This window comes from Mycolicibacterium arcueilense (genome assembly GCF_058536225.1).
The window spans coordinates 1,668,396-1,683,318 of the sequence record NZ_JBZTYL010000007.1 but is presented as its reverse complement, the minus strand read 5'-3'; the positions used below and the strand labels follow the sequence as shown (position 1 = coordinate 1,683,318).

General features: G+C 67.9%; 13 protein-coding genes. 4 read left to right on the top strand and 9 right to left on the bottom strand.

Annotated elements, in window-relative coordinates:
- Positions 1–9: 9 nt before the first annotated feature.
- Both hisS and AC4LGL_RS12485 read right to left on the bottom strand, forming a co-directional pair.
- Entirely contained in the window at positions 10–1,275 is a 1,266-nt protein-coding gene (gene hisS, locus AC4LGL_RS12490) for a histidine--tRNA ligase (protein WP_491838956.1), read from the bottom strand.
- Positions 1,272–1,937: an MBL fold metallo-hydrolase gene (locus AC4LGL_RS12485; RefSeq protein WP_491838955.1), complete on the bottom strand. Its 666-nt coding sequence runs from the start codon at positions 1,935–1,937 to the stop codon at positions 1,272–1,274. Before AC4LGL_RS12485 ends, hisS begins: the two co-directional genes overlap by 4 nt.
- A 133-nt stretch (positions 1,938–2,070) precedes the next feature.
- On the opposite strand from AC4LGL_RS12485, the gene AC4LGL_RS12480 reads away from it, so the two are divergent.
- Together AC4LGL_RS12480 and AC4LGL_RS12475 are read left to right on the top strand one after the other, a co-directional pair.
- The gene (locus tag AC4LGL_RS12480) at positions 2,071–2,946 is read left to right on the top strand and encodes a peptidylprolyl isomerase (protein ID WP_491838954.1); all 876 of its coding nucleotides are present in this window, start codon (positions 2,071–2,073) and stop codon (positions 2,944–2,946) included.
- Positions 2,947–2,953: 7 nt separating this feature from the next.
- On the top strand, positions 2,954–3,910 hold the full coding sequence (locus AC4LGL_RS12475; protein ID WP_491838953.1) for a peptidylprolyl isomerase: 957 nt from the start codon (positions 2,954–2,956) through the stop codon (positions 3,908–3,910).
- Positions 3,911–3,920: 10 nt separating this feature from the next.
- Here the strand turns inward: AC4LGL_RS12475 and AC4LGL_RS12470 are convergent, their stop codons facing one another.
- The 6 genes from AC4LGL_RS12470 to yajC all read right to left on the bottom strand — a co-directional run bounded on the left by AC4LGL_RS12470 (position 3,921) and on the right by yajC (position 12,066).
- Entirely contained in the window at positions 3,921–6,272 is a 2,352-nt protein-coding gene (locus AC4LGL_RS12470) for a RelA/SpoT family protein (RefSeq protein WP_491838952.1), read from the bottom strand.
- Between the two features lie 40 nt (positions 6,273–6,312).
- On the bottom strand, positions 6,313–6,840 hold the full coding sequence (locus AC4LGL_RS12465) for an adenine phosphoribosyltransferase (RefSeq protein ID WP_491838951.1): 528 nt from the start codon (positions 6,838–6,840) through the stop codon (positions 6,313–6,315).
- On the bottom strand, positions 6,837–8,504 hold the full coding sequence (locus tag AC4LGL_RS12460; protein WP_491838950.1) for an ABC transporter substrate-binding protein: 1,668 nt from the start codon (positions 8,502–8,504) through the stop codon (positions 6,837–6,839). The genes AC4LGL_RS12465 and AC4LGL_RS12460 overlap by 4 nt, the downstream gene beginning before the upstream one ends.
- A gap of 6 nt (positions 8,505–8,510) precedes the next feature.
- Positions 8,511–9,788, bottom strand: a complete 1,278-nt coding sequence (gene secF, locus AC4LGL_RS12455; protein ID WP_491838949.1) for a protein translocase subunit SecF — start codon at positions 9,786–9,788, stop codon at positions 8,511–8,513.
- A gap of 4 nt (positions 9,789–9,792) precedes the next feature.
- The gene (secD, locus tag AC4LGL_RS12450) at positions 9,793–11,640 is read right to left on the bottom strand and encodes a protein translocase subunit SecD (protein ID WP_491838948.1); all 1,848 of its coding nucleotides are present in this window, start codon (positions 11,638–11,640) and stop codon (positions 9,793–9,795) included.
- Between the two features lie 72 nt (positions 11,641–11,712).
- A complete protein-coding gene (gene yajC / locus AC4LGL_RS12445) occupies positions 11,713–12,066 on the bottom strand; it encodes a preprotein translocase subunit YajC (protein WP_409552074.1) in 354 nt (117 codons plus the stop codon).
- A 160-nt stretch (positions 12,067–12,226) separates the two neighbouring features.
- On the opposite strand from yajC, the gene gabT reads away from it, so the two are divergent.
- Positions 12,227–13,567 (top strand): 4-aminobutyrate--2-oxoglutarate transaminase, encoded by a 1,341-nt coding sequence (gene gabT, locus AC4LGL_RS12440; protein ID WP_491838947.1) that lies wholly within the window; start codon positions 12,227–12,229, stop codon positions 13,565–13,567.
- 4 nt (positions 13,568–13,571) lie between these two features.
- Here gabT and AC4LGL_RS12435 read toward each other — a convergent pair whose 3' ends face one another.
- Positions 13,572–14,189 (bottom strand): hypothetical protein, encoded by a 618-nt coding sequence (locus tag AC4LGL_RS12435; RefSeq protein WP_491838946.1) that lies wholly within the window; start codon positions 14,187–14,189, stop codon positions 13,572–13,574.
- A gap of 68 nt (positions 14,190–14,257) precedes the next feature.
- Here AC4LGL_RS12435 and AC4LGL_RS12430 point away from each other — a divergent pair, with 68 nt between their 5' ends.
- Positions 14,258–14,893 carry a maleylpyruvate isomerase N-terminal domain-containing protein gene (locus AC4LGL_RS12430; protein WP_491838945.1) on the top strand — a complete coding sequence of 212 codons (636 nt, stop codon included), beginning with the start codon at positions 14,258–14,260 and terminating at the stop codon, positions 14,891–14,893.
- Positions 14,894–14,923: the final 30 nt, after the last annotated feature.

Sequence of the window (14,923 nt, the reverse complement as noted above, 5' to 3'; positions counted from 1 at the left end):
CTCGCAAGACTAGCCGGCGAGGCGGGAAAGAACCTCGGCGACAACGGAATCGGCGGGTACATCGACCTGCTCGCCGGTCGAGAGGTCCTTGAGACCGACGGTGCCGGCCTCGATGTCGCGGTCGCCGGCCACCAACGCGTACTTCGCACCGGAGCGGTCGGCCGCCTTCATCGCGCCCTTGAGCCCGCGGTCTCCGTAAGCCAGGTCGACGCGCACCCCGTCGGCACGCAGCCGCGCGGCGAGCTTGGCCAGCTCGAGCTTGGCGGCATCGCCCAGCGGCACACCGAACACCTCGACGCCACCGACGCCGGCCACCGTCTTGCCCTCGGCCTGCAGGGCGAGCAGGGTGCGGTCGACGCCGAGGCCGAAGCCGATCCCCGAGACGTCCTGACCGCCGAGCTGACTCATCAGCCCGTCATAGCGGCCACCGCCACCGATGCCGGACTGTGCGCCGAGACCGTCGTGCACGAACTCGAAGGTGGTCTTGGTGTAGTAGTCCAGCCCGCGCACCATCCGCGGGTTGATCACGTACGGCACGCCGAGCGCGTCGAGGTGCGCCTGCACCACCTCGAAGTGGGCCTTGGCGCTGTCGGAGAGGTGGTCGAGCATCAGCGGCGCGTCCGCGGTCATCTCCCGCACCTGGGGCCGCTTGTCGTCGAGCACGCGCAGTGGGTTGATCTCCGCGCGCCGCCGGGTCTCCTCGTCGAGGTCGAGCTTGAACAGGAACTCCTGCAGCAGTTCCCGGTACGCGGGCCGGCAGGTGTCATCGCCCAGCGAGGTGAGCTCAAGACGGAAACCGTCCAGACCCAGCGACCGGAACCCGGCGTCGGCGATCGCGATCACCTCGGCGTCCAGTGCCGGGTCGTCCACCCCGATGGCCTCCACGCCGACCTGCTGCAGCTGCCGGTAGCGGCCGGCCTGCGGACGTTCGTAGCGGAAGAACGGACCCGCGTAGCAGAGCTTGACCGGCAGGGCGCCCCGGTCCAGGCGGTGCTGGATCACGGCGCGGATCACCCCGGCGGTGCCCTCGGGGCGCAGGGTCACCGAGCGGTCGCCGCGGTCGGCGAACGTGTACATCTCCTTGGACACCACATCGGTGGACTCACCGACCCCACGGGCGAACAGCGCGGTGTCCTCGAAGATCGGCAGCTCGATGTCGCCGTAGCCGGCCCGGCGTGCCGAAGCCAGCAGACCGTCCCGGACCGCCACGAACTGTGCCGACTCGGGCGGTAGGTAGTCGGGCACGCCCTTGGGCGCCTGGAATGCAGAAGTCACAGAGTCAAACCTTCGAGAAACGGGTTGGTACGGCGTTCATGCCCAATGGTTGTGCGCGGGCCGTGCCCTGGTAATACCACGGTGTCGTCGTCAAGTGCCAACAGCTTTGTCACGATCGAGTCGAGCAGGTCACGTCCGCTGCCGCCGGGCAGGTCGGTACGGCCCACCGAGGACCGGAACAGCGTATCCCCCGTGAAGACGGTTCCGTCCACCCGGAACGCCACCGATCCCCTGGTGTGGCCCGGGGTGTGATCCACCGTCACGGAGACACCGCCGAAATCGAGCGTCTCGCCGTCGCGGTCCAGCTCGACGAGCTGTTTGGGCTCGGACAACAGCACCCCGAACGCGAGCCGGGCCAGCCCTCCCAACATCGCCGGGCCGAAACCCTTGATCGGATCGGTCAGCATGAAGCGGTCTTCGGGGTGGATGTAGGCGGGACAGCCATAGGTATCGGCGACCTTCTGAGCCGACCAGATGTGATCGATGTGACCGTGGGTCAGCAGAACCGCCGCCGGAGTCAGGCGGTTGTCGTCGAGAATCCGGCGCAGCCGGTCCATCGCCCGCTGACCCGGGTCGACGACGATCGCGTCGGACCCTGGCCGCTCGGCCAGGACGTAGCAGTTGCATGCCAGCATCCCGGCCGGAAATCCGGTAATGAACACGGCCCCAGTTTCCCACGCGACCACTTGCCCGATGTGCCGCGACCTGCGGTCCCCGCGGGTCGCAGAACCGGTATGCAGGTTCGCCTGGCACACTCGGTGCCAACCTCAACCGCCTACAAGGAGGACTGCCGCGGTGCCGACCAACGAACAACGGCGTGCGACGGCCAAGCGCAAGCTGGAGCGCCAGCTGGAGCGTCGGGCCGCCCAGGAACGCAAACGACGCATCCTGGCCATCTCAGGAAGCGCGGTCGCGGCCCTCGTGATCATCGGCGCGGTCGTGGCCACCTTCGTCTTCACCAGCAAGGACTCGGGCAGTACCACCGCCTCGGCGGATACCACCACCGCGACGTCGGGCGCACCGGCCCAACCCGCCGCCAACGGCCAGCTACCTGCCTTCGCCGCCCCCGCCGACCTCGGCGCCAACTGCCAGTACCCGGCCGCAGCTGCGGCCAGCAAGCCGGCCACCCCGCCGCACACCGGCAAGGTTCCCACCGACCCGGCCACGGTCAGCGTCAGCATGGTCACCACCCAGGGCAACATCGGGCTGCAGCTCGACAACGGCAAGGCACCCTGCACGGTCAACAGCTTCGCGAGCCTGGCCGGGCAGAACTACTTCAACGACACCCCCTGCCACCGGCTGACCTCGGGCGGCCTTTCGGTGCTGCAGTGCGGTGATCCGACCGGCCAGGGCACCGGCGGCCCCGGCTACAAGTTCGCCGACGAGTACCCGACCAACCAGTACCAGCCGGACAACCCGGCGCTGCAGCAGCCGGTGGTGTACCCCCGCGGCACCTTGGCCATGGCCAACGCCGGTCCGAACACCAATGGCAGCCAGTTCTTCCTGGTCTACCAGGACTCGCAGCTGCCCCCGAACTACACGGTCTTCGGCAAGATCGATGACACCGGCCTGGCCACCCTCGACAAGATCGCCGCAGCCGGCGTCGCGGGGGGCGGACCGGACGGAAAGCCGGCACTCGATGTCCAGCTGAAGTCCGTGGCTCTGGACTAGGTACCCGTTGACCGCTCCGCCCCCTTACGGCGGTTACCAGCCCGGCTATCCCCCGCCTGCCCGCACCAACGGGATGGCGGTCGCCGCACTGGTGTCCTCGGTGCTCTTCGCACCGCTGGGCATCATCTTCGGGCACATCTCACTGTCGCAGCTCAAACGCAGCGGCGAGCACGGTCGCGGTATCGCGATCACCGGCCTGGTCATCGGGTACGTGATGACGGCGCTGGCCCTCGTGGCCGTGGTGTTGACGGTGGTGTTCGCCGTCATCGTCGTCAAGGCAGCAGAGAACATGCCACGCCAGGACCGCTACACGGCCTCCCCGGGTGCCGGCCAGGAGCTGCCTGCCTTCACGCCGTCGCAGAATCTCGGTGCCAACTGCCAGTACCCGGCCACCACCGAACCCGCCGCCAAGCGGGCCACTCCGCCACGCACCGGCGCTGTGCCGACCCAACCCGCCACGGTGCCCGCAGGCATCGTCACCGACCGCGGCAGCATCGGGCTCAAGCTGGCCAACGACCGGGCACCGTGCACGGTGAACAACTTCGCCAGCCTGGCCGGGCAGGGATTCTTCGACGGCACCCAGTGCCACCGGCTGACCACCGGCGACCTCGCGACACTGCAGTGCGGCGACCCGTCCGCCGCCGGCACCGGTGGGCCCGGGTACCGGTTCCCCAACGAGTACCCGACCAACCAGTACCGGCTCTCCGACCCTGCCGTGCAGCGACCCGTCGTCTACCCGCGCGGCACCGTCGCCATGGCCAACTCCGGACCCGGCACCAACGGCAGCCAGTTCTTCCTCGTCTACGAGGATTCTCTGCTGCCACCGACGTACACGGTGTTCGGCACCGTCGACAAGACCGGACTGGCCACGCTCGACGCGATCGCCGCGGACGGGGTTGCCGACGGCAGCCACGACGGCCGGCCCGCCACCCCGTTGACGATCAAATCGGCGAGTATGGACTGACCAGGCGGCGCTAGGCCGCACTGGTGACGCGGTAGACGTCGTACACGCCTTCCACGTTGCGCACCACGCTCAGCAGGTGGCCGAGGTGCTTGGGATCGCCCATCTCGAAGGTGAATCGGCTGATCGCCACCCGGTCGTTGGACGTGGTCACCGACGCCGAGAGGATGTTGACCTTCTCGTCGGCCAGCACCCGCGTCACGTCGGACAGCAGGCGGTGCCGGTCGAGCGCCTCGACCTGGATCGCCACCAGGAACACCGACGACGGGGACGGCGCCCAGTTCACCTCGATGATGCGTTCCGACTGTTGTTGCAGGGACGCCGCATTCGTGCAATCGGTGCGGTGCACGCTGACGCCGCCACCGCGGGTCACGAAGCCCATGATGGTGTCGCCGGGGACCGGGGTACAGCACTTGGCGAGCTTGGTCAGGGTTCCCGGCGCTCCCGGCACCGCGACACCGGTGTCGTCGGTGCTGCGCTGGCGCACCGGCATGGTCAACGGGGTGGACCGCTCGGCGAGTTCGTCCTCGGCCGCGTCGTCACCGCCGAACTGGGCGAGCAGACGCTGCACGACGTGGCGCGCCGAGACGTGGCCCTCACCGACCGCGGTGTAGAGCGCGGACACGTCCGTGTACCGCAGCTCCCGGGCCAGTGCACCCATGGAGTCGGCATTGATCAAGCGCTGCAACGGAAGTCCGCCCCGGCGGACCTCCCGCGCGATGGCGTCCTTGCCGGACTCCAAGGCTTCTTCGCGGCGTTCCTTGGCGAACCACTGGCGGATCTTGGCCTTGGCCCGTGGCGACACCACGAAGGTCTGCCAGTCGCGTGACGGCCCGGCGTTGGGTGCCTTCGAGGTGAACACCTCGACGACCTCGCCGTTCTCCAGCTTGCGTTCCAGCGCGACCAGCCGGCCGTTGACCCGGGCCCCGATACAGCGGTGCCCCACCTCGGTGTGCACCGCGTAGGCGAAGTCGACCGGGGTCGATCCGGTCGGCAGGTTGATCACGTCACCCTTGGGGGTGAAGACGAAGATCTCTTTGACCGCAAGGTCGTAACGCAACGACTCGAGGAACTCACCGGGGTCGGCCGCCTCCCGCTGCCAGTCGAGCAGCTGGCGCATCCAGGCCATGTCGTCGATCTCGGTGGCTGCATGGCTGTGCGGAACACCGTTGCGGCCCTTGGCCTCTTTGTAGCGCCAGTGCGCCGCGATGCCGTACTCGGCGGTGCGGTGCATGTCACGGGTGCGGATCTGCACCTCCAGCGGCTTGCCCTCGGGCCCCACGACCGTGGTGTGCAGGGACTGGTAGACGCCGTAGCGAGGCTGGGCGATGTAGTCCTTGAACCGGCCCGCCATCGGCTGCCACAGCGAGTGCACGACGCCGACGGCCGCATAGCAGTCCCGGATCTCGTCGCACAGGATCCGTACGCCGACCAGGTCGTGGATGTCGTCGAAGTCGCGGCCCTTGACGATCATCTTCTGGTAGATCGACCAGTAGTGCTTGGGCCTGCCCTCGACGACAGCGTTGATCTTCATCGCGCTCAGTGCCACGCCGATCTCGGCGCGCACCTTCGCCAGGTAGGTGTCGCGTGACGGCGCCCGATCGGCGACCAGCCGCACGATCTCCTCGTACTTCTTCGGGTGCAGGATGGCGAAGGACAGATCCTCAAGCTCCCACTTGACCGTCGCCATGCCGAGCCGATGTGCCAGCGGCGCAATCACTTCCAGCGTCTCGCGGGCCTTGCGGGCCTGCTTCTCCGGCGGCAGGAACCGCATGGTGCGCATGTTGTGCAGCCGGTCGGCCACCTTGATCACCAGCACCCGCGGATCGCGGGCCATCGCGATGATCATCTTGCGGATCGTCTCGCCCTCGGCGGCCGAGCCCAGCACCACCTTGTCCAGCTTGGTGACGCCGTCGACCAGGTGCCCCACCTCGGCCCCGAACTCGGCGGTCAGGGCCTCCAGGGTGTAGCCGGTGTCCTCCACCGTGTCGTGCAACAGGGCGGCCACCAGCGTGGTGGTGTCCATACCGAGCTCGGCCAGGATGTTGGCCACCGCCAGCGGATGGGTGATGTAGGGATCACCCGACTTGCGCAGCTGGTCGGCGTGGCGCTGATCGGCCACGTCGTAGGCCCGCTGCAGCAACTGCAGATCGGCCTTGGGGTAGATCTCGCGGTGCACCGCGACGAGGGGCTCCAGAACCGGGTTGACCGCGCTGCGCTGCGCCGTCATCCGGCGGGCCAACCGCGCGCGCACCCGCCGTGAGGCGCTGGTCTTCGTGGCGTCGGGTCCCGTGGCGCCCGGCAACGCCGGGGGCGACTGCACCGCCTGGCCCACCGTCGCGTCCGTACCCGTATCGCCGGCCATCGTCACCTCCCGATCTTCGCCCAGAATCCGAGGATATCCCTCACACCGTGTGCAGGCTGGTGACCCGTAGCGGTGCCACCACGTCCCGGCCGCCCAGGGCCGCCAATTCCAGCACCACAGCGGCGCTCAGGACGTTCGCACCGCCGGCCTCGAGCAGTCGCATCGCCGCGGCCAGCGTCCCGCCGGTGGCCAGGACATCGTCGATGATCACAACGTTGCGCCCGGCGATATCAATCCCGTCGGCCGGGATCTCCAGCGTCGCACTGCCGTACTCCAGCTGATACGTCACGCTGTGCACCGGAGGCGGCAGTTTCCCGCCCTTGCGTACCGCCAGGACACCGGTACCGAGCCGGGTCGCCACCGCGGCGCCCAGCAGGAAACCGCGCGCGTCCAGGCCTGCGACCAGATCGGCGTCGGCCGCGGTGGCGGCCAGGGCGTCGGTCACCGCGCCAAGGCCCTCGGCGTCAGCCAGCAACGGGGTCAGGTCCTTGAACTGCACGCCGGGCTCGGGAAAGTCGGGAACCTCCCGGATCAGCTTCCTGACCAGCCCGGAAACATCCGTGCTCACGTGGACAACTTCCAGCGGTCCATGTTCCAACCCGCTCCCCACCGCGTCGGATTGCTGCTCACGGCATACATCTTGTTCGATGTCAGCACCGTGCGCTGCTGGCGGTACAGCGGCAGGGTCGGCATGTCGTTCCACAGGATCGGCGCGCCCTCCCCCGCCAGCCGGGCCAGTTCCTTCGGATCGCTCGTGACGGCCTGCGCATCGATGATGCCGTCGATCCGCTCGTTGAAATAGGCCGGCAGGTTGTTGCCGTTGCCGGAGTGGAATGCGTAGGCGTCGATCGCCGAAGAGCCCGAGGAACCGCTGCCCGCGGCACCGCCCGTGCTGGCCAGCAGACCGTCGATCTCGTTGTTGCGCAACGCCACCGGCCCCGCTGTCGCCGATCCGGCGTCCTGCACGGTGATGCCCGCCGCGGCGCACGATTTCGCGATCGCGCCGACGGTCGCGGCCAGTCTGGCGTTGGGCGTCTGATACCCGATGCGAATGGTCAGCGGCTTGTTGTTCAGTGCCGCGCGAGCCGCACCCGGGTTGGCTACGGCGAATTGCGCAGCCTCGCCGACATTCTCGGCCGCACTGAACGCATCGTCGCTGACCGGGCTGAGTCGCGAGTTGATGATCGGCGTCGCGGCGTTGCGGGCGATCACGTCACGCGGGGTGCACAGCGCGACGGCCCGGCGCGCCGGCGGGCCGGCCAGCGGACCACCCGGCGCGAAGATCAGCTGCTCGATACCGGCCGACGGGCTTTCGGTGCTGACGTAGTCGTCGGGAAGGTTGAGCAGGCCCGAGGATCCGGACTCGATGTCGACGACGTCGAAGGATCCCTGGTTGACCCGCTCCTGGATGTCGGCCCCGCGCGGCCATACCGCGATCCGGTTGGTGACGGGCGGAGTGCCCCACCACTTGTCGTTGGCGACCAGGACCACCACGCCGTCTTTGGACACCGAGTCGATCCGGTAGGGACCCGACGAGGGGAACCGTTTGAGGTCGAGATCCGGCTTGAGATCCCAGCTGGTGTTCCACGCCTTGGCGATCCGGTCGATGACCGGCTGGTCACCGTTCTGCAGCGCGGTGGCCACGCCGCCGTCGCCCAGGTCGAGTTCGTCGGCGAGGACGTGTGCGGGCATCAGCGAGGTGGCCGCGAACAGTTGGCCGTAGTCGAGGAATCCGCGGTCCTGGGCGAAGGACACCCGGGCCCGCTTCTGGCCGGGCGCGCAGTCCACTGAGGAGATGTCGCGGTAACCCGCCTGGCTGGCGGCGTCGAACACCGGGAACCGGCCGGACTGCGCACCCCAGGTCAACACCAGGTCGTCACAGGTGATCGGCTTGCCGTCGGAGTAGACCGCCTTGTCGCTGATCACGTAGTCGAGCACCAACGGGGCGCGACCCACCACCGACACCGAGCCGAAGTCGTTGTCGGCGACCACCTGTCCTTCCGGACCGTGATAGGCGAACCCGGTCAGTGCCCGGGCGAATGCCTGCGGTCCGGCGGACGCGGCACCGGCCACCGTGTTGGTGTTGTAGGTGGTCAGTGTTCCGTCGACGGCGTAGTCGATCTCGTCGGCCGAACTGCCCGAACATGCCGCCAGGCCCATCCCGGCGACCACGGACAGCGTGGCCACTGTCGCTACTGTCCGTGTTCGGGCCACGGCCCGCCACTGAACCATCTGGCGTTACCGCCGGGTGTTCCGCTTGCCCGACGGACGTCCGGTCCGGGTGCCCGGACGCGCGCCCGGCGCCGGCTTGGCCGGTGCGGGCTCGCTGACGATCGACGCCGACACCGTCCCAGCACCGGTGTCGTCGGCCTCGGTGGCGTCGGAGGCCGCGGCGGTGTCATTGGTAGCCGTCGCCGCCTTGTTGCCCTTCTCCCGGCGGTTGAGCACCCGCTTGGTGTGCTTACGCACCAGTTCGGTGCGTTCGCGCAACGACACCAGCAGCGGCGTGGCGAAGTAGATCGACGAGTAGGTACCGACGATGACACCGACCAGCTGGACCAGTGCCAGGTCCATCAGGGTTCCGACGCCCAGGAGCCACACCGCGACCACCATCAGCGCCACGATCGGCAACACCGAGATCAAGCTGGTGTTGATCGAACGCATGAAGGTCTGGTTGACCGCCAGGTTGGCCTGCTCGGCGAAGGTCCGGCGAGTGGTGTGTTCGAAGCCGTGGGTGTTCTCCTCCACCTTGTCGAACACGATCACCGTGTCGTACAGCGAGAAGCCCAGAATCGTGAGCAGACCGATCACCGTGGCCGGGGTGACCTCGAAGCCGACCAGCGAATAGACGCCGGCCGTCACGACCAGGTCGAACACCAGGGTGGCCATCGCGGCCATCGCCATATAGCGCTCATAGCGCCAGGCGATGTAGATCGAGGCCAGCACGATGAACACCACGAGCGCGATCAGCGCCTTCTGGGTGATCTGGCCGCCCCAGGTCTCGGACACCGCCGAGTCGCTGATCACCTGCTTGCTGGGCTGGCCGTCGGTGCCCTTCGGGTGGAACGCGTCGAACAGCGCGTTGCGCAGCTTTTCGGTCTCGTCGTTGGACAGGGTCTCCGAACGGATCTGGACCGTCGCCGAAGCTCCGCTACCGACCAGCACGACCGACTCCGGAGTCCGGTTCAGGGTCTTGTTGAAGACATCCTCGACCTGTTGCACCGTCACGATGCCTTCGGAACCGGCCGAGGGCATCGACACCTTGGTGCCGCCCTCGAAGTCGATGCCGAACGTGAACCCACGCAGCACCATGCTGGCGATACAGATCGCGACGATGACGCCGGAAACCGCGTACCAGAGCCTGCGGCGGCCGATGACCTCGAAGGCACCGGTGCCGGTGTAGAGCCGGACGAAAAAGCTGTGCTTGGGCAGGGCCGCAGACGTGGCCTCGATGCTCGGCGTCTCCACCGAGGTGTCCTTCACGTCCTCAGCGGTGGTGTCGTTCTTTGCTGCCATGTGCCTATCCCCGTCCCGCGGTCGCATGCGAAGCCTCCCGGCGTTCCCGCGCGATCTGCTGCACCGCGCCGAGACCGTTGAGGGCAGGTTTTGCCATCGTCGGGGACTTGGACGCCAGGTACACCAGCGGCCAGGTCACCAGGAACACCACCACGATGTCCAGGATCGTGGTCAATCCCAGTGTGAATGCGAAGCCCTTGACCTGTCCGATCGCCAGGAAGTACAGCACCGCGGCGGCCAGGAAGGTCACGGCGTTGCCGGACACGATCGTCTTGCGGGCACGCGCCCAGCCTCGGGGCACCGCCGACCGGAACGACCGGCCCTCGCGGATCTCGTCCTTTATTCGTTCGAAGAACACCACGAAGGAGTCCGCGGTGGTGCCTATACCGATGATCAGACCGGCGATACCGGCCAGGTCGAGCGTGTAACCGATGTATCTGCCGAGCAGCACGAGGATGGCGAAAACCATTGCGCCGGCAGCGACCAGCGACAGAGCCACCAACAGGCCGAGCACCCGGTAGTACAGCAGCGAGTACAGCAGCACCGCCGCCAGACCGACCGCGCCCGCGATCAGACCGGCCCGCATCGAGGACAGGCCCAAGGTTGCCGAAACGGTCTCCGCTTCCGACGACTCGAACGACAGCGGCAGCGACCCGTACTTCAGCACGTTGGCGAGTTCCTTCGCCGTGTCCGCGTTGAACTGACCGGTGATCTGCGTGTTGCCGCCGGGGATGGCTTCCCGGATCTCGGGTGCGCTGACCACCTGCGAGTCGAGGGTGAACGCCGTCTGCGTACCCACGTTCGCCGCGGTGAAGTCGGCCCAGGTCTTGGCTCCGCCGCTCTTGAAGGTCACGTCGACGACGTACTGGGCCTGCTGCTGGTTCAGACCTGAGGTGGCGTCCGCGATCTCTTCACCACTCATGATCGAGGGACTCAGCAGGTAGACGGTCTGGCCGTCGGTGGAGCACGTCACGAGCGGCAACTTGGGATCGTCGTTGCCGGCCAGAATGTCGTCCTTGTCGCAGTTCTGGGCGCGTTCCATGATCGCCTGGATCTGCATCATCGGGTTGGTGCTCTGACGGATCGTCTTCGCAAGCGTGATCAACGCGGCCCGAGTCTGTGCCTCGTCGGCTTTCGCCGGAGCGCCTGGCGGCGCGGGTTGCGGCGCCGGCGGCACCGGCGGCACTCCGGGAGCCGGAGCCGGGGCGGGTTCCGGAGCCGGTGCCGGAGTGGGCTCCGGCGCCGGGTCCAACGGGTACGGGCGCGGTTGCGGGGCCGGCTCGGGCTCACTCACGGGCGGCGCCGCGGGCTGCTCGGCCGGTGCCCCCGGGATCTGCCCGGGGATCGCACCAGGAAGGCCGGGCACGGCACCCGGGGCAGCGGGAGCACCCGGAGCCGCGGGAGCGCCCGGCGCTGCGGGGGCACCCGGAGCACCCGGTGCCCCACCCTGCGCGAGTTGCTTGATCTGCTGCACCGGTATGGCGCGAGCGACGGGCCGGATGTACAGCCGGGCGGTCTGACCCAGGTTGCGGGCCTCGGTGCCGTCGTTGCCGGGAACGGTGATCACCAGGTTGTCGCCGTCGATGACGACCTCTGAGCCCGAGACGCCGAGACCGTCGACGCGGGCACTGATGATTTGTTGGGCCTGGTTGAGTGCCTCTCTGGTCGGCGTCGAGCCGTCCGGGGTGCGCGCTGTCAGCGTCACCCGGGTACCGCCCTGCAGGTCAATGCCGAGTTTCGGCTTGGCCTGCTTGTCGCCGGTGAGGAACACCAGCAGATATACGCCGATCAGAAGGACCAGGAAAAGTGTCAGGTAGCGCGCAGGATGCACCGGCGCCGAAGACGATGCCACGTTTCTAGGGTCTCCTCGAGATCAGTTCGTCAGCACCGCAAAGGGTACGTGCTTGTCCTGGGTGCTCTGCGGTCAGTCTTTCTTGAGGCCGTCGGTGTCGGTGACACCGGTGCTCTCGGTCAGTTCGGTCGCCGCCGCCGGGACGTCGGTGCCGGCCTCGTCGTCGGTGTCCTCCTCGATGCGGTCGCGCACGGCGAGCTTCATCCAGGTGGTGACGACGCCGGGGGCGATCTCCAGGTCGACATTGTCATCGGTGATGCCGGTGATCGTGGCCTGCAGGCCCGAGGTGGTGTGCACGCGATCGCCGATCTGCAGCGAGTTGTGCAGGTCGATGGTCGCCTGCATGGCCTTGCGCTGACGACGCGACGCGAAGAACATAAACGCGCCCATGACGATCAGCAGGGGCAGGAAAATGACGAGATCCATGTCAACTATGTCTTTCGTGTCGGGTCAGATGTCAGGGCGACCGAGGCCACGATACCGCCGCCGACCCGGGCCACCCCATTCGCCGCCGACTGACGGCCCAGACGACTAGGCTCGATACGCGTTCTTTCCTTCGCCGCCGTTCCGTTTTCAGGAGGCAGTGTTGAGTCATCCCGAGCAGAGTCGCCATCTGGCCACCACCATTCCCGGACCCAAATCTGAGGCGTTGATCGGCCGAAAAACGGCGGCGGTGGCGCGCGGCGTGGGCAACACCATGCCCGTCTATGCGGCCCGAGCCGGGGGCGGCATCGTCGAGGACGTCGACGGCAACCGGCTCATCGATCTGGGCTCGGGCATTGCTGTCACCACCATCGGCAACTCGTCGCCGCGCGTGGTCGAGGCGGTGGCCGCACAGGCCGCCGAGTTCACCCACACGTGCTTCATGGTGACGCCGTATGAGCAATACGTCGCGGTCTGCGAGCACCTCAACCGGCTGACGCCGGTCCGCGGCGAGAAGCGTTCGGCCTTGTTCAACTCCGGTTCGGAGGCCGTGGAGAACGCGGTCAAGATCGCCCGGTCCTACACCCACAAGTCTGCCGTCGTCGCCTTCGACCACGCTTATCACGGACGCACCAACCTCACGATGGCGCTGACCGCCAAGTCCATGCCCTACAAGCACGGCTTCGGCCCGTTCGCCCCCGAGATCTACCGTGCGCCGCTGTCCTATCCCTTCCGCGATGCCGAGTTCGGCAAGGAGCTGGCCACCGACGGCGCGCTCGCGGCCAAGCGGGCCATCGACGTGATGGAGAAGCAGATCGGGGCGGACAACCTGGCCGCGGTCATCATCGAACCCATCCAGGGCGAGGGCGGGTTCATCGTCCCGGCCGACGGGTTCCTCCCAGCGCTGCTGGGGTGGTGCCGCGACAACAACGTGGTGTTCATCGCCGACGAGGTGCAGACCGGGTTCGCCCGGACCGGCGCGATGTTCGCGTGCGAGCACGAGGGCATCGATCCCGATCTCATCTGCACCGCCAAGGGCATCGCCGACGGTCTGCCCCTTTCCGGAGTGACCGGCCGCGCCGAGATCATGGACGCGCCGCACGTGTCCGGACTGGGTGGCACCTACGGCGGTAATCCGATCGCGTGTGCGGCGGCGCTGGCCACCATCGAGACCATCGAGGCCGACGGTCTGGTGGCCCGCGCCCAGCACATCGAACTGCTGATGAAGAACCGGCTGGGCCGGTTGCAGGCCGAGGACGACCGGATCGGCGACGTGCGCGGCCGTGGCGCGATGATCGCCGTCGAACTGGTCAAGGCAGGCACGACCACACCCGACCCGGATCTCACCAAGGCGCTGTGCGCCGGTGCCCATGCGGCCGGGGTGATCGTGCTGTCCTGCGGTACCTACGGCAACGTGTTGCGCTTCCTGCCGCCGCTGACGATCAGCGACGAACTGCTCGTCGAGGGACTCGACGTGCTCGAGCTGATCCTGCGGGACCTCTGACGCACTAGTGCGCGTGGGTGTGACGTCCACCGAAGAATCCACCCCAGGTCCGATGTCTGGGCGCGGGGGCTTCGGTCGGCGACGCGTCTGCGACTGCGACGGGTTCGGCCGACGCCGCCGTGGCGACAGGGCGTTGGGCATATTCGACATCGCGCACGCTGCGGACCGACAATCGGCCGACCGCCATGGCCCCCAGCAACACGATCAGTGCGCCCAGCCCGGAGAAGTAGGCCAACTCCAGCGACACCCGCTTGGCGTCGGTCACCGCAATCGGCATCCCGGCGTCGCCGATACCCAGCGGCCCGGCGAGCGCCCGGCCGATCACGAACCACGCTCCACCCAGTACGGCCAGCCATCCGCCGAAATGAGCCGTGGCCCGGTTACCCGAAACCAGAAGGAGCAGACCGCCCAGCGCTGTGACAGCACCCGGAAGCACCTCCAACCAGCCGCGCGCCGACGTCCACACCCAGGCTTGATCCGGGGTGTAGGCAAAGTCGAAGTACGGTCCGACGAACGGGATCAGACCACCCCAGATTCCCAGTAGAACCAGCAGAAGTCCGCTGGCGGCACCGCGGCTGCGCCGCATGCGTAGCCGACCACCGCGGGTATCGAATTCGGTCATGATGCCTCCTTTGACACCCGGGTGGGTACCCCGAACTCAAGCGGGAATAACGCTCCTAGGGTGAAGGCATGCGTCTCGTCGGAAGGTTATTGCGCGACACGTTGGCCGACGCCTGGGAACGTTGGGGCCAGCGGTGTGCCGAGCTCACCGCGACACAGTGGCGAACCACCACCCGGTGTGAGGCCTGGGATGTGCAGTCGCTGGTTGCCCATGTCTGCCCGGAGGCATCGACGTTCAGCGCACTCGCCGGGGCGCGGGCGGACGGCCCGCCCGCAGTGACCGACGCTGCCGAGTTGCTGCGCATCTTCAACCAGCCCGACGGCGTCGCCAACACCACGGCCGACCGCATCGCCGCACAGGCCGTGCATGAGGCCTCGACAGTGCGTCCTGCGGCAGCATCGGCACGATTCCTCGACGCCGCGGACCGGCTGCGCCGGATGCCCGAAATGACCCGGGCAGGCGAGACGGTGATCCGCTATCCGGTTGTCGGCAGCACCACACTCGGGGTGGTTGCCGAGGTCGCACTGTTGGAAGCCACCGTGCATCTACTCGACCTGGCCGACGCTGTCGGCGGAGTGGCGCCATCGGCGGCGGCCCTGGCTGCGACCCGCGACCTGCTGATCGCGGTCCCGGATCCCGCGACGGCGGTGGAGGCGCTCGCCGGCCGGACGCCTCCCCAGACCGCGGTTCCGGTAATCCGCTGATTCGGTTAGCAGCCCGCCCTCGGGATATTC

Coding starts and splice junctions, on each gene's coding strand:
- AC4LGL_RS12470 (WP_491838952.1), bottom strand. CDS start 6,272: ATGGCCGGCGATACGGGTACGGACGCGACGGTGGGCCAGGCGGTGCAG.
- AC4LGL_RS12435 (WP_491838946.1), bottom strand. CDS start 14,189: ATGACCGAATTCGATACCCGCGGTGGTCGGCTACGCATGCGGCGCAGC.
- yajC (WP_409552074.1), bottom strand. CDS start 12,066: ATGGATCTCGTCATTTTCCTGCCCCTGCTGATCGTCATGGGCGCGTTT.
- AC4LGL_RS12460 (WP_491838950.1), bottom strand. CDS start 8,504: ATGGTTCAGTGGCGGGCCGTGGCCCGAACACGGACAGTAGCGACAGTG.
- secF (WP_491838949.1), bottom strand. CDS start 9,788: ATGGCAGCAAAGAACGACACCACCGCTGAGGACGTGAAGGACACCTCG.
- AC4LGL_RS12430 (WP_491838945.1), top strand. CDS start 14,258: ATGCGTCTCGTCGGAAGGTTATTGCGCGACACGTTGGCCGACGCCTGG.